Origin of the sequence: Curtobacterium sp. MCBD17_032, from assembly GCF_003234855.1 — a bacterium.
In the GTDB taxonomy this organism is placed as follows: Bacteria; Actinomycetota; Actinomycetes; order Actinomycetales; family Microbacteriaceae; genus Curtobacterium.
The window spans coordinates 40,024-54,290 of the sequence record NZ_QKTO01000001.1; the positions used below are offsets into that span (position 1 = coordinate 40,024).

At 64.4% G+C, this 14,267-nt stretch carries 15 protein-coding genes; 10 read left to right on the plus strand and 5 right to left on the minus strand.

Features of this window, described 5'->3' with window-relative positions; all coding sequences use genetic code 11:
• Positions 1–304: 304 nt before the first annotated feature.
• Positions 305–1,246, minus strand: coding sequence for an AraC family transcriptional regulator (locus tag DEI91_RS00170; protein WP_111050397.1), 942 nt, complete (start codon positions 1,244–1,246; stop codon positions 305–307).
• 267 nt (positions 1,247–1,513) lie between these two features.
• Between DEI91_RS00170 and DEI91_RS00175 the strand changes: the two genes are divergently transcribed.
• From DEI91_RS00175 to DEI91_RS00185, 4 genes are read left to right on the plus strand one after another with little or no spacing between them, the layout of a single operon-like run.
• On the plus strand, positions 1,514–2,200 hold the full coding sequence (locus tag DEI91_RS00175) for an acyl-CoA dehydrogenase (RefSeq protein ID WP_111050398.1): 687 nt from the start codon (positions 1,514–1,516) through the stop codon (positions 2,198–2,200).
• Between the two features lie 5 nt (positions 2,201–2,205).
• Complete coding sequence (locus DEI91_RS00180) at positions 2,206–2,763, plus strand: signal peptidase I (RefSeq protein WP_181439396.1); 558 nt, start codon at positions 2,206–2,208, stop codon at positions 2,761–2,763.
• Positions 2,760–3,512 carry a hypothetical protein gene (locus tag DEI91_RS15830; RefSeq protein WP_146244136.1) on the plus strand — a complete coding sequence of 251 codons (753 nt, stop codon included), beginning with the start codon at positions 2,760–2,762 and terminating at the stop codon, positions 3,510–3,512. Before DEI91_RS00180 ends, DEI91_RS15830 begins: the two co-directional genes overlap by 4 nt.
• Positions 3,509–5,341 (plus strand): choice-of-anchor G family protein, encoded by a 1,833-nt coding sequence (locus tag DEI91_RS00185; RefSeq protein WP_181439397.1) that lies wholly within the window; start codon positions 3,509–3,511, stop codon positions 5,339–5,341. Before DEI91_RS15830 ends, DEI91_RS00185 begins: the two co-directional genes overlap by 4 nt.
• A 101-nt stretch (positions 5,342–5,442) precedes the next feature.
• On the opposite strand, the gene DEI91_RS00190 is transcribed toward DEI91_RS00185, so the two are convergent.
• Positions 5,443–6,486 (minus strand): YhcG family protein, encoded by a 1,044-nt coding sequence (locus tag DEI91_RS00190; RefSeq protein ID WP_111050400.1) that lies wholly within the window; start codon positions 6,484–6,486, stop codon positions 5,443–5,445.
• A gap of 109 nt (positions 6,487–6,595) precedes the next feature.
• On the opposite strand from DEI91_RS00190, the gene DEI91_RS00195 reads away from it, so the two are divergent.
• Positions 6,596–6,940, plus strand: coding sequence for an Lsr2 family protein (locus DEI91_RS00195; protein WP_111050401.1), 345 nt, complete (start codon positions 6,596–6,598; stop codon positions 6,938–6,940).
• Positions 6,941–7,050: 110 nt separating this feature from the next.
• On the opposite strand, the gene DEI91_RS15835 is transcribed toward DEI91_RS00195, so the two are convergent.
• The 3 genes from DEI91_RS15835 to DEI91_RS00200 all read right to left on the minus strand — a co-directional run bounded on the left by DEI91_RS15835 (position 7,051) and on the right by DEI91_RS00200 (position 10,826).
• Positions 7,051–8,025 carry a hypothetical protein gene (locus tag DEI91_RS15835; RefSeq protein ID WP_146244138.1) on the minus strand — a complete coding sequence of 325 codons (975 nt, stop codon included), beginning with the start codon at positions 8,023–8,025 and terminating at the stop codon, positions 7,051–7,053.
• Entirely contained in the window at positions 7,991–9,478 is a 1,488-nt protein-coding gene (locus DEI91_RS15840; RefSeq protein ID WP_146244139.1) for a hypothetical protein, read from the minus strand. The genes DEI91_RS15835 and DEI91_RS15840 overlap by 35 nt, the downstream gene beginning before the upstream one ends.
• Positions 9,479–9,663: 185 nt before the next feature.
• Positions 9,664–10,826, minus strand: a protein-coding gene (locus tag DEI91_RS00200; RefSeq protein WP_111050845.1) for an IS3 family transposase whose coding sequence is annotated in 2 segments (ribosomal slippage) — positions 9,664–10,547 and positions 10,547–10,826 — 1,164 coding nt in all. Because the reading frame shifts where the segments join, the coding sequence is not laid out codon by codon here.
• 627 nt (positions 10,827–11,453) lie between these two features.
• Between DEI91_RS00200 and DEI91_RS16085 the strand changes: the two genes are divergently transcribed.
• The 5 genes from DEI91_RS16085 (at position 11,454) to DEI91_RS00225 (ending at position 14,248) form a co-directional block, all read left to right on the plus strand.
• Entirely contained in the window at positions 11,454–11,645 is a 192-nt protein-coding gene (locus DEI91_RS16085) for a hypothetical protein (RefSeq protein WP_181439398.1), read from the plus strand.
• A 17-nt stretch (positions 11,646–11,662) separates the two neighbouring features.
• The gene (locus DEI91_RS00210) at positions 11,663–12,283 is read left to right on the plus strand and encodes a MarR family transcriptional regulator (RefSeq protein WP_181439399.1); all 621 of its coding nucleotides are present in this window, start codon (positions 11,663–11,665) and stop codon (positions 12,281–12,283) included.
• A gap of 176 nt (positions 12,284–12,459) precedes the next feature.
• Positions 12,460–13,134, plus strand: coding sequence for a GAF and ANTAR domain-containing protein (locus tag DEI91_RS00215; RefSeq protein ID WP_111050404.1), 675 nt, complete (start codon positions 12,460–12,462; stop codon positions 13,132–13,134).
• Between the two features lie 350 nt (positions 13,135–13,484).
• Complete coding sequence (locus DEI91_RS00220) at positions 13,485–13,793, plus strand: hypothetical protein (RefSeq protein ID WP_111050405.1); 309 nt, start codon at positions 13,485–13,487, stop codon at positions 13,791–13,793.
• Between the two features lie 131 nt (positions 13,794–13,924).
• A complete protein-coding gene (locus tag DEI91_RS00225; RefSeq protein WP_111050406.1) occupies positions 13,925–14,248 on the plus strand; it encodes an ATP-dependent DNA ligase in 324 nt (107 codons plus the stop codon).
• Positions 14,249–14,267 lie beyond the last annotated feature (19 nt).

Here is a 14,267-nt window from a genome sequence, read left to right on the forward strand (position 1 = left end):
GGCGTTCTCGAGCGGAGAAATGAAGCGGCGGCGTGGCGTAACGAATCAGGAGTCGCGCCACGCCGCCTTGGCTCCGGTAACCAACCGGTGCGTGACGTAAACGGTATCAGTTGGACGGAAACGGCACCGTGCAACGTTGCAAATCGCAGCGAAGGCATAACGCTTTGAAATCGTTACCGGAATCGCATGACGCCAAGCTCTGGGCTGGCAAGATGACAATGCCCCAGGAAGGAATCAGGGTCCTGGGAAGGGAGGGCGGGGGCCTCACCAACCCTCGTTCTCCGTCCCACCAGGAGCGCGGATGTCAGCGGGCCAGGGTCTCGCGCGGAGTCTCGCCGTACGTTGCTCGGTACAGCGCAGCGAAACGTCCGGGATTGCTGAACCCCCAGGCTGCAGCGACAGCTGTCACTGAACCACCTCGAGTGGGATCCGCCGACAGCAGATCCCGCCGGGCGCCGGCCACACGAGCGAGCCGCACGTACTGCATGGGCGACTGGCCCCGTTCCCGTTGAAACGCTAGTGACAGCCCTCGTTGCGACAGCCGGGCGGCCGAGGCGATGTCCTGCGCTGTGATCGGTTCCCGCAGGTGATCGTCGATGTACGCAATGGCGCGTCGCACCGCAGCACTCGGTGCGGCCGCTGAACGGATCGGTGTCTCGACGAGGCCGAACGCAGTGATGGCGCTGACGATCAGGTACCGAGATGCCTGGTTGCGCAGTAGCTCATCGGCGTAGATCGCCGGTGTCTCGAAGACCTGATGCCGGTACTCCTCGACGGTCCGCCGCCACAACCAGTGCTGTGCCGCATCGACAGGGCGTACTGCCCCCTCTCGCAGCCGGACGTGATCAACGTCCCACAACTCGCTGGCGATCTGCCGGAGCAGTGCTGCTGAAAAGGAGCATGTCGAGACCCTGGCGTGGTCGATGCTGAACTGCATGTCTTGATCCGGCGGCATCAGAAACGCCTCACCTTGACCGAGCATCTGCTCTGATCCCCACGGGTTGTAGGCGTAGGTGCCCGAATCCACCTGGACGAGCATCACCTCATCAGTGGCATCGAGATCGACCTGCACCTCAGCGCCCAGACCAAGGTCGGCGATCGTGACGGCATCGCCGACGACGACCCGCTGACGGTACGACAACGCCCCCGTGGACAGAGCTGCCGTGTACCCGAAGCTCTGGCTGATCGCCTCAGCGGCTTCATCAGCGTTCTCCGTCGCAACGTCGACAAAGGTTGGAACGCTCACAGCAGGGGTTCTACCACGATTCGGACGGAGTATCTCGTTGCAGGGACACCCTCATGGCCTGCGACCCAGGCCTGCATCCGTTCGCTTCGCGAAGCTCACGAACGTGCACGACGCGTCGCTTTCGTCTTGCGGGGGCGTGGCGTTGCTGACAAGATCGCCGGAACATCGCTGACGGAGTTGTCGGGGATCCTCACCAGGTCGCCATGGCAGCAGGAACTAACCACTCCTGCCACCGTCCGCGGACAGGAATCAGGATCAGGAGCAACGATGTCAGGACAGTCCACCGCGCCCGCTTCTCGGCGCACCAAGATTTTCGCCCTTGCAACTGGCGGTGCCCTCGTCGTCGGCGGGGTCGGACTCACCCTCGCCGCGTGGACGGACACGGAATGGGTGTTCGGCGGGAACGGCGCTGGAGGCGCAGGGGTTGGTACCTCGACGTTCGAGGTCGAGCAGAGCGTCGCCGGGGCGCCTTTCACAGCCGGATGGACGCAGGCGGAAGCGAACCCGGGCCAGGGCATGACGTTCACGGCCGACGCGCTCGCGCTGTCGCCGGGTGAAGCTTCCTATGCCGCGGTGGCGCTCCGAACAGTCTCGGGCTCCGTCGCAGGATCGCTCCGCCTCGAGTCCGCGACGCCCGCGGCCGGCATCACCACCGCCGACACGGACGAGATCCTGTGGGACGCACTGCAGGTCCGCGTCGCCACGACGGCGACGTCCGCATCCTGCGGCGCAGCAACGTTCAACGACCCTGCAGCCGTCATCGCAAGCGGTCCTTTGGGCACGGCAGGGGCCGCGACGACGCAAGCGCTGGCAGCGAATTCCGGATCCGCCCAGGCGTACTGCTTCGAGGTCTCCTTGCCAGCCACTCCCGCGCTGCCGACGGGCGTCGAACTCGATGCCCTGCAAGGGCGAACCGTGGCACCAGCGTGGGAGTTCACGGCCGAATCAGCGTGACCCAGGTGCACACCGAGCTCGCCTCCACCGCGGCACCAAGGCGCTCACCAGCGAAGCGAACGCTGCATCACATCGTCCGCACGGGTGTGGTCACCGTCACCGGCATTATTGGTTTCGCATGCGTCGCCTGGTGGGCGATTGCCACCCTCGCTGGGCTGTCACTCATCGTCGTCACGACCGGGTCGATGAGTCCCACGATTCCCACAGGAGCTGTCGTCGTCGCCCGCTCCGTGCCGGCGAGCGAGATACAGACGGGACAAGTCGTCACGGTTCCCCGAACCGGCTCCGTGCTGCCTGTCACCCACCGAGTGATCGCTGTTGACGACGTTCCGGCGGACCGGGAAGCACGCTCGCTGACCCTCCGCGGGGACGCGAACGCCACTCCCGATCGCGCCCCCTACGTCGTGCGCGACGCGCAACTCACGATCGCCTCAGCGCCCGCCGTTGGTTCCGTGCTCCAGGCACTCGACAGCCGCCCGCTGCACGGGCTGCTCGTTGTGGTGGTCGGAGCCGTGATCATCTGGACGTTCTGGCCGCCACGACGCAAACCAGACGCAGCATGACCGGTTCACGGTGGCTCGGCGTCCTCGCCGCCGGCACTCTCATGTGTGGTGGTTTCGGGATTCTCAGCACCACGGCGGCCGCCGCGGCGGTCTGGCATCCGGTTCCCGAAACAGGAGCCCCCAGTGGGCTCACACTCGACACCGACCGCAGCCGCCTCGACATCCCCGATCTCGCACCAGGGCAGCCTGCGTTCTGGCAGGTTCACACCCGCGTCGACCGTGACGGGAGGGTGCGACTCGACCTCGACGTCCGAAAGGACGGCGACCTCGTCACCCACCCCCGCGGGCTCCAGGTCGCGGTGACAGCGTGTGATGAGGAATGGCAGGAGGTGCGATCCGCCCCTCGGTGCGCCGACCCGCACCCCATCGTCCACTCGAGCCCTACCTCTCCGGCGGGGCGCACGGCGCTCACCGTTCCGCATCCGCGCGCGGACGGTGAGACGTTCCTGCTCGTCGAGTTCTCCCTCCCCGACACTGCTGCTGCCGCGAGCGATGAGAGCCTTATGGGACTGACTGCGACCGTTGGCATCGGGGTCACCGCGACGACCGACACCGGCTCCCCTCCGGGTGCGCTGACGCCCACGGTTACCGGTGCGGAGCGAGGAAAGACTTCATCGACGTCGTCGCGTCCCGCCTCCTCCGTCCTGGCATGGACCGGCACCGGAATCGTCGTACCGTGCCTCACCGGCGCGGCTCTGATCGCCATCGGACTCACGCTTCGACGACGACGGTTCCGAGGAGCATCATGACCGGCGCGCATTCGCAGGGCCGCCGCTTCGCTAGCCGACGAGCGCGCGGCTCCGCCGTCATGGCCGTCATCGCGGTGGTGGCGGTCATCCTCCCAGGAGCCACATCGACCGCGGCGTCCTGGAATGACCAGGAGTGGACACACGCTGGCATCGGTACCTCGGCGTTCCGATGTGGTTCCGACTCCGACTACACGACACAGTCATCAAGCCGATTCCTCAGCGGCACGCTCGCGGGCACCGACCTCGACACCGTGGCCGGCGTCCACGGCCTCGACGTAACCAAGCCCAGCACGAACAGCGCGACCGTGGATCCGGTCACCGCTCCGGAGATCACCAGCACACCGACCGTCGCCGCGTTCGGGAACCCGTTGAACGCCAGCGTTCTCGGCGATGTCCTCGGACTCGATCTCTCCGGGCTCGGAGTCGGCCTCCCGGCCGGTTCTGCCGGAGCGGTGAATCAGTACGCGAGGGCCACAGCCACGGGGCAATCGACCGCAGCATCCGGCCTCGTCAACGACTCCGGCGGCGTTCTCGTCACCGACTCGACTCCCATCGACCGTCTTCCAGATCCGGCGTCACTCACTCTCCGCCAGGCACTTCCCGCACTCAGCGGGGTCAGCGACGTCGGCCTCGAGGTCGGCGCCGTCGCATCGAGCGCAGAGCTCGACGGCTGCGCCTTGCTCCGCGACGCGATCTGGGGCGACGCAAGCACCAACGCTGCGAAAAGCAGCCCCGCTGATGCCACGACGGTCAGCTCCGTCTCCCGATCCGCCGCTCTCCCCGCCGGTGCGCGCCTTGTCCGTGACTACGGCATCGCGGGCCTCGGGCTGCGCATGGAAAGCCCTCTCGTCGGATCGCTCGTCAGCAGCGTCAACACCACCGTCACGACCCTGCAGAGCTCCATCGCACAACTCTCCGGCACGAACGGGCTCCTCTCCCGGGCGCTTCAGCAGGACATCGTCGGAGCGCTCACCAACGGGCTCCGCCTCGGCACCGTCTCTGGCACCGTCACCGTCGACGGAGTCGACCTGGCTAGTGCTGTCCGTCCGCTTCTGACTGATACCCTCACCGACGGGACCGTCAGCGTCGACCTAGCTTCCGGCAAGATCCGTGTCGACCTTGCTCACTTGCTCGGAGACCGCGAAACCGGACTCAACGATCTCCCTCCGAACACCGAACTCGTCGTCAACGCCGCAGTCCTCAACGGCATCTCCACCCGCGTTGGCGCACTCCTCGACGCCTGGACAGCCCGCGTCACCGCAGCACTCACCGCCGCCATCAACACGCTTCAGGTTCGCGTCGCCCTCGACGTGAACCTCAATCTCGCCACCGCACCGCTCGTGCAACTCAACATCCGCATGAACAGCGGCGTCGAAGCCATCATGAACCGCCAGTCCAACCTCACCGTCGGCACGACCCTGCTCGGGCTGAACCTCGGCCTGCTCACCGGCGTCGTCAGCGCACTGGTCTCCGGGCTCATCACCGGCCTTCCAGCCGTCATCGTGTCCACGTTGACGTCGGCACTCTTCACGACGGTCGGTTCCCTCGGCAGCACCATCACCGCTGTCGCACGGCCGCTCCTCGGCGCGGTCGGCAGCGTCACCGACCGGCTCCCAGGCCTGCTGTCCGTCACAGTCAACGTGCACGACGAGACGACCGGAGGGCGTACCGCAACATCGGCCCGGACCGGCAGATACACGGTCGTGGCGCTTCGCATCCGCCTGCTCAGTGCGCTGCTCCCCACCGGCGCAGCAGGCATCGATCTGGCACGCTCGACTGTCGGCCCGGCCGTCGTCGACCTCCGCCGGACGAGTCCCTCGCCCTCATAGGGCGAAGCGGCCTTTGCTTTCGACTCGACCGCCGGTCGACGATGTCGGCCACTTCCGCGTGCCGACCGCTCAACGTCGGCCACGTGGCCACGCGGTTGCGCTTAGCGAGGCTCCTCGGAATCACTGTCGCTGGTAGCTCGGTCGAGCGCTGCGGCAAGGTCCGCCTCCGAGGGGAGCGCCGCCTTCACCGCAGGCGGGAGCAGGTCGTAGCTGGCGACCCCGATGGGGCTGTGGTGCGCGCCGAGTGAGTAGCGGACGACAGCGTCGTTCTTGTCCGCCACGAGAAGCAGCCCCACGGTGTCGGCGTGCTGGCTGCGACGCAGCTTGTCGTCGACGAGGGCGACGTAGAAGCCGAGCTGGCCGAGATACTCGGGCTTGAACTTCCCGGTCTTGAGCTCGATGACCACGTAGCGGAGTTGCTCGACGTGGAAGAAGAGAAGGTCGACGTAGAAGTCGTCGCCGTCAACGTCGAAGTGCACCTGCCGGCCGACGAACGCGAACCCCTCCCCCAGCTCGCGGAGCGTGTCGATAATGCGGTCGATGAGCGCTTGCTCGAGGTGGCGTTCCTTCGCGTCGCTGTCCAGCGCGAGGAAATCCAGGACGTATGGATCCTTCGTCAGCTGCTGCGCGAGGTCAGACTCCCCCGCAGGCAACGTCGCCGCGAAGTTCGACGGCGCCGCCTGAACACGAATGTGAGCTTCTGTGCGGATGTGGTGCTCGAGTACATTCCTCGACCAACCGTGCTCAACCGAATGCGCCGCGTACCAGTCCCGGGTGTGCTGGTCGTCGAGCCGGTCGAGGAGGACGGTGATGTGCCCCCACGGCAGTTGTGCAACAGCCTGTTGCAGAACCTCCTCGCTCCTCCATGCGACCGCGAAGGCGCGCATATACGCGAGGTTGCGGGGCGAGAAGCCCTGCATGTCCGGGAACGCTGCGCGAAGATCGTCCGCAAGCCGACTGATCACCTTCGTGCCCCAGCCGTCCTGCTGCTGCCGCTGTCGAATAGTGCTGCCAATCCCCCAGTACAGCCGCACCAGCTCAGTGTTGACACGCCGCTGAGCCGTGAAGCGGGCGCGACGTACCTGCTGCTTCAGGTCAGCGAGAGCGGCAGCATAATTCGATGGCACCGGCGAGGAGGCGGACATGTCTTCATTCTCCCTGAGTCCGTTCAGCAACTCGCCCCCTGGAGGATCGAAGTGATGGGGCGTGTGCCACAGTGGACGTGCACTTCCCCTACTGAAAGGCGGCGTTCCTATGGCGCAGAAAGTCACCACGCAGCTCGTCGACGACTTGACTGGCGACACCATCGAAGACGGCAAGGGCCGAACCGTCACCTTTGGGTTCGACGGCACCAGCTACGAGATCGACCTCACCGACGACAACGCGGACCAGCTCCGCGAAGCGTTCTCCGACTACATCGCCGCAGCCCGCAAGACCGGCAACCGCAGCGGCCGCGCATCCTCCGGCAGCGCGCCGAAGCGTGGGAACTCCGAGGAGCTTGGCAAGATCCGCGAGTGGGCTGCAGCCAACGGCCACGAGGTCTCCTCCCGCGGCAGGATCAGCCAGGCCGTCCGGGACGCGTACGACGCAGCGCACTGACGCCACTCCCCCAGACACGCAACGGCCGGTCAACCATTAGGTAACCGGCCGTTGCTGTCTCGCCGGTATCGGTCTCTTATTTCAACTCAAAGCGCCACGGGCCCTCACCACTAGCGCTTCTTCGGACGCTTCAGCCTCTTCGTCGCACGCCGAGCTGACGGAGGTATCCGCCCAACCCGAGGCACACCACCTCCCGGCGTCAAATTCATTTCTCGTACCAGTTCGTCCAACACGGGATCTGAGGAAGTTACTGAATTCGAATAGACAGAATCGAGAAGCGCACCGTCCTCACCGAACAGCAAGCCATATGCGCGGTCAGCCTTGATCTGATACTGCTTTACCCGAACGTACTGAGCAAGTCGCTCCATTCCTATCGCGACGGGCATGCCTCTCGGGACAACGGCCGGGAAGATTGCGGCATACCCCCATATTCCTGCATACCCGAGCACCGCGTGATGGTACTTCCGGTCTAAGCGCACGCGCTCAGCAAGCGTCCGCAAGGAGCCAATCAGCCCGGACTGAGCCCCGCCTGACAGAGACAACACATCCGCCCCCAACCTGAACCACCCTGGTCGTGAGGAACGATGAACGTCGTCTACCAGACGTAGTACCTCCGCAGAGGCGCGCATGGCGGGCTTTGTGACCGTCTCGCCCTCGGGAAGCCTATCGCGCACCATCCAGGTATTGAGCTGCATGCAGTTGTCGCTCACCATCGTACCGACCGCTGACTTTTGACGGCGCTTGCGATCGCGCTTGCTGGCGTCTGCTATTGAAGGATGGGCAGCTTTAACCTCATCTGGATCTTCCTCGACGAAGAGGTCGCCATCCAGAAAGAGCATATAGAGATCTAGCTCATCCAGGGCTCGATAAAAGCCCCTCACCGGACTATCGGTCCGCCGTCGGATATACAGAAGGAACTCCGATGGCCGCTCACCAATCTCTGCAATCACGGCGAGGTCATGCAAAGACAGAATTAGGGGTGGGCGATCCTCACCCAGGAGCGACGCCGCCTGGAGGTCGGCGAGGTTGGTTCCCAGCGGACCGATGTCATCAAGGAGGACTACGACGCTGCGTATTTCTCGCACGTGACTCAAGTCCGCCCACTGCCCTCCGCGCTCCCAAAACCCTCCGTTTTGCTCTATAAGCAAACGGAGACGCTCGGTCTTTCTCTGCCCCATGGCGAATAGTGGCTTTGAGGTCGTTCGTGAGACGCTTCACGTCCCCTCTGCGGGCTTGATCCGCGATGGCCTTAGCCTTGACCTCGACGATGATTGCCACATCGTCCACGATGAACAGGGCGTCGCCCTCCACTTCGTCCGACGAGGACCGAAGGTCTTCCGCTTGTGGACCTAGGGCGTCGATGTGAGCCTGCTTCTTCGGTGCCATGTAGTGGTACGCAACCCGCCAAGCCTTCGTTCCAAGAACAGCTTCTAGATACTTGATGGTCAAAGACTCACTGACCGGCTGTCGTGCCTTTTGGTCATATCTACGGACGTCCGTTGAGTTAGCAGCAAGTGATCGCTCGAACAAACGCCGCAGTATATCGAGCCCGATATCGTTCGAGGTGAGGACGTATCCACCCTCGCCGTCGTGAATCAGCGGACGCGTCAGAAACAGATTCTCACGGGTTAGCAGGTCAAACACTCGGTCGCCTGCTGATGCAGTGCTATCAAAATCTTGCGAGAAAGAGCTAAGAACCGCTGAAGCGATGCCCGGCGCAACTCCTGCTGCTTTTGCAATGTCTAGGGCAGAAATGATAGCTCGATCGCCCGGAAGGAACATAAGGCTAATCATTCCCTGTCGGAAGCGGGCGGCAACTTCATCGGGCAGTTCCGCCGGATGCACGTCTCGGTGACTCGACATAATCTCGCCGGTTTCATCTCGAAGCCGCGTGAGGCGTTCAGCAGAAATGTCTGTCAAGGCGGTTCGTATAGAGAGCATGTCGTCGTAGCTATATCCGAGGCGGCTCGACATCAGTTCGCGCACGATGGGCGTTGCAAACAAGGCGCGATCGTGATTATCGCGGATATGATCGTACTGAAGGTTTCGAATATTTAGTACCGCACCTTGATATTCACTGGCAAGGCGAGCTATTGGCTCGGCGCGCAGGCGGCCCTCGGTAAGCAGCCGGTAGCTCGCCATTCGCGCAAGCTTCATGCAACGCTCGTGTAGCTCACCGATCACCTCATGTGGTCGGGTTGCCTCCCTCGGAACATCACTCAGCATGCGCGAAGGTCTTGATACGAGGATTGCGGCGAGAATCTCGACGGGTAGTGACGCTCCATCGACGGGTCCTAAGCGCGGATCTGGAACGATCGAAAACTCGCGCATCCTGATGAGTTCAATCAGATCGAAGGCGTCGAGTTCAGCAATTCTGTCCAGGATCGCCGTCACTTCCCGCTCGACTGCTTCCCTGAGGACTGCCCTTACTTCGACCGGCGTCCTGCACGCGGCGAATGGCAGTAACTCTTCGGTGGGATCTCCGAGCATCTCGGGGTTGAAGTCCCCCAGTATGTTTCGGATCGGTACCTGATTCATGAGCTTCCCTCCACCTCTGTCGCCGATAGTAGGGCAGGTCGACGAGCTTGCATCCGCCGTGCCGCGCCGCGCACTGAGTGGTGCTGGGGTATACCCCAATGCGACACACGGGGAAGCACGAATTCAGTGTGGTGTTTGGGTCCCTGCTGACTCGGGACTGCTGCAGGTTTCGTTGACTCGTTCGTCTAGGCCGCGAGAGCGACCTGTGGGTTGATGATCGTCTCGTACTCGATCGGGGTCAACTTCCCCAGGCCACGTTGCCGCCACTTCCGGTGATAGGTCGCTTCGATCCAGGTAATGATCGCCAGCCGGAGCTCTTCCCGAGTCGCCCAACGCTTCCGGTTCAGGACGTTCTTCTGCAGGAGCGCGAAGAACGATTCCATCGCAGCATTGTCCGCGCACGCACCGACTCGGCCCATCGATCCGAGCAGGCCGGCATCACCCAGCGAGCGGACGAACTTCTTCGACCGGAACTGACTACCGCGATCCGAGTGGACGACCGTCCCGGTCGGATTCCGGCGGTGCACCGCCATCCGCAGGGCCGCGACGGCAAGCGAGGACCGCATACGATCGCCGATTGAGTAACCCACGATCCGGCGCGAGCAGGCGTCCTTGATCGCGCAGAGGTAGAGCTTGCCCTCACCAGTCGGGTGCTCAGTGATATCGGTCAGCCAGAGCTTGTCGAGGTCTGGCGCCGTGAACGCACGCCGGACCCGGTCGTCGTGCACCGGCGGCCCGGCCTTCCGGTTCAGGCCACGCTTCTTCGCGTGCAACGACCACAGCCGCTGCTGTGAACACAGCCGCCACACCCGCCGTTCCGAAACCCGGTGGCCGGCCGCGACGAGGTCGTCGGCGATGAACCGATACCCGAACGTTGGGTCGTCGCGGTGCGCATCAATCGCTGCGTTGGTCAGGTGCGCGTCGTCCCAGTCCCGCTTCGACACCGGATCGGCGCGCCACCGATAGAACGCCTGCTTCGAGAAGCCCAGCACCCGGCAGGCCACCGCGACAGGAACACCGTCGTCGGCGAGTTCGAGGACCAGCGGGTAGATCATTTTGGGAGTTGTGACTGGGCGAAGTACGCCGCTGCCCGGCGGAGGATCTCGTTCTCCTGCTCGAGCAGCCGGATCCGTTTCTGCGCCTCCCGCAGCTCAGCCTGCTCCACCGCTTTCCCCGACGGCGACGCCGCGACACCGACGCCATCATCACGGTCCGCGAGGCGCAACCAGCGGGCCAGGCAGGACTCGGACACACCAAAGTCCTTCGCGACCTGCCGCACCGACGTCTCACCCTTCCGAGCGACCGCGATCACATCACGGCGGAACTCTTCCGGATACGCCTTCACCATGGCGCACATCCTTCCAGCAGGAGCCAACGCCCCTACCTGTCAGGAGTCAACCAAACCTGCAGCAGTCCCCCACGACCGGTCCAGTCCAGCGGGTTGCACATCAACTGGGGCGAACAGGTCTGACGGCGCACTGCTTACTCACTGAAGCGCACGTGAAACGCAACTGCGGCGAGCTCCAGCTGCTACCGACGAGACTGAAGGCCATGTCGATGAGCGCGCCATTCAACCCTGTCGGACAACCCGACCCCGAGGGAGTTCCGGTGGACTCCGAGTCCCTCAGCGAGATCGATCGTGAACGAGGCCAAGCTGAGCAAGTCGAGGCCGGCATCGACAACCAGGAGCCCGGAACCGTTGGTGCGGACCGACGGGAAGCGCTCCAGCCGGACGGGGACCCGGTTTTTCGCACGCCCCATCCAGGCGACCGGCTTCACCCCGACGACCTCACCTGACCTCAGCTACCCATCCGGCATGAAGCAGTGCGGACGTCGCGGGTTCGGTTACGTCAGAAGCACCGCTGCCCGTCCGCCCGTCCGTCCGTCAGCAGGGTGCTGACTTGCAGCAACCCTTTTAGTGGCACGCGGCCGAGCCTGAGCGTTCTTGCCGCGGGGGTCCGCGTAGCGTTCATGCGTGACACAGATCTCGACGCAGAAGCCGCATCGGGTCGCGTTCATCGGCGCGGCGGCGGTGATCCTGCTCGGGATCGCGCTGCTGATCAGTCCGTGGGACGGCCTGATCGTGGCGCTTGCGTGGGCGCTCATCATCGCTGGCGGCATCGCATCAGCGATGACGCTCTACTTCGTACGCGTCCCAAGCCGCTGAATGCGTCCAGGGATCTGATGACGAGCGAGGACAACGCCCGCAACGCGCATCGCGTCTGCGCAGAAAAGCCCAGCAGTCAGGCCGGGGCGGCGGCCATCGAGGCCCTGCAGTCGCTGAGCGACAGCGTGCACGACGCTGACGAGCGAGCGCTCCGCGCGCTCCAGATGCGTCCGATCGACGCGCTGGCACTGCTGCACCTGGTCGAGGCCAGCCGCGGAGGTCGGTTCCTGAGACCGACCGAGCTCGCTGTGAGACTGCACCTCACCACTGCCGGGGTCACCAAGCTCGTCGATCGTCTCAGCAGAGCCGAGCGCGTGGATCGCCGTCCGAACCCGCGGGATCGCCGCAGTGTGGCCCTGGTTCCGACCGCGACCGGGACCGCGGACCTGACGCGGGCGTACGGCCACATCCACACACCGTTGATCACCGTCATCAACGAACTCTCCGACGCCGAAGCGACCGTGGTGGCACGTTTCGCCACGCGGTTCGCCGAGGCGCTCCGTCAGGACAGCGACCAGAACGAGCCTTTCCCTGCCGGCTTGACCGAGCCGCTGCTCCGAGCAGGAGACAGCGCAGTTGAGGGGAGCTCGTCCAATCGAGGGCCCGCAAACCGGCCGCCGCCAATTCCGACCCCCTAGCAGTCACCCTCGGATTCCAGAGAGACCGCTGCTGATGCCGGTGCCGTCGATCATTGCTCCACCAGGGGTGGCGCGGACAGGTTCGAGACGTACACTCATCGCAATCGCTTCAGTACCTGGACCCCGCGCTGCAGCCCACCTCGATGGGAGCGCCCATGCTCAGGTCCGATGATGCAATGCAGCACCCGCCGGACGACCTCACCGGCCCGTTCGTCAACTCCCTCCCGGTTGCGGCAGCGGCGATCTCCACCTTCGGGGGGATCTTCGGAACGGCGCTCGTCGCCGCATCCGGCCCGAGCGCTGCAACCGCCGACGAACAGCAGGTCGCACTCGGGGAAGGCCCGGGCTGGTCAGCGCTCCGGGATCGGAGCCCCGTCACCGTGTACGACTTCGCCACTGCCAGCGCGGAAGACTGGCCGACGGCCCTCTTGATGTTGCAACGAACGGGCTGGTCGGGGGTGCTGTCCTTCCCCCTCTTCACCAGCTCACTCGACATCGGCGCTGTCACCCTGTACCTGGCTGACACGAAACCGCTCTCATCGGCAGAGATCACCAACGCGACACATCTGGCCGGCCTCACCGCGCAACGCATCCTCGCCGGCGCCGTCCGCGACATGGACACCGGTGCCACCCCTACCGTCCCGTCCGTCGCACACCCGTCCGGGCGACACATTCAACAAGCAACCGGGATGGTGGCAGCGCAACTCGACGTGTCCGTCGAGAACGCACTCCTCATCATCCATGCACGTGCCTTCGCGAACGCTCAACCGCTCCACACCCTCGCCGAAGCGATCCTCGACCGCCGCGTCAACCTGCACCACGACGAAGACGACCAACACCGAACCGGCTAACAACAACCGACGTTGGCCAGCGCTGCGTCCGCAAGATGATCCGGAGGGTGGCGTCTCGGTGCCAGCAGAATCAGAACGCTCCACGCGGGCTGCCTGGCTGCCCCTTCTCGGACACCACACATCCACATGTGTCGGCTCCCAGAAGCAGGTGAGAAGCTTCTGCTCGCCGCTTGCACCCCTGAGCGGGGCCGCCCCACTGAGATGCCGGTCTCGCTCAGCTCAGGATGTGACTGAAGTGCCTGAGCAGCTGCTCGAGGGTGTGCCCCTTCTCCTGTTCCACGTGCACAGCCACCAGCACCCATCTTTCGGTCGCGGCCGTTCAAACCTCACCTGCAACCGATCGGATCCGCATGGCTCTCTCCAACCTTCCCTACGACGACCGAGCGATCGTGGACGGCATCAAGAACGTCACCATCCACGCGGAGCAGGTCAGCCAGGTCGCGGTGAACTTCATCGCCGACGACCTCAGCGATGACACGACCGCGACGGTCACCGCCACGATGACCTGGGTCATCAGCTCAGCTGACGCCGTCCGGCTCCTCGACTCCGCACGACCGACGGGACTACTCAACCCGGCAGGCGACGCACGGACGCTGACCAGTCCTGCCGCCAGTGAATCCGACCTCGACGAAGGCCCCCAGTGGGCCGACGCCAACTAGCGAACCAGTTCGCTCCACCGGGGCTTCGCTCCAGACAGCTCCGCTGTTAGAACCTGCACCCACCGGGCGACCCCGCTGACGCCTCTGAGGCGTCACTGCAACCGCGTACCACTACCGGAAAGAAGAACCACATGGGGTACTTGATCTACGACGGTCAAAGCGCCGAGATCCAGATGGACGACCGCACCCTCGCGCACCTCCAGATCGTCATCATCAGCAAACTGCGCCGCCAGGAAAGCTTCGCGTTCTCCTGGAAGGAACCCGTGTCGAAAGGTGATGGTCGGAGCACCATCTGGATCTTCCCCACCGTGAGCCTCCGTTTCAAGTTCGAAGGCAGCAGGGCCCCGGTCGTCAACGAGGCGTGGCTCGACGTCCTGAAGCAATCGGTCAACAGCAACGGTGGGCTCCAGATGATCCCCGAACCGATGGGATCCAGGACCGTTGCCGGGCAATGACGCGGAACGAACCCCAGCA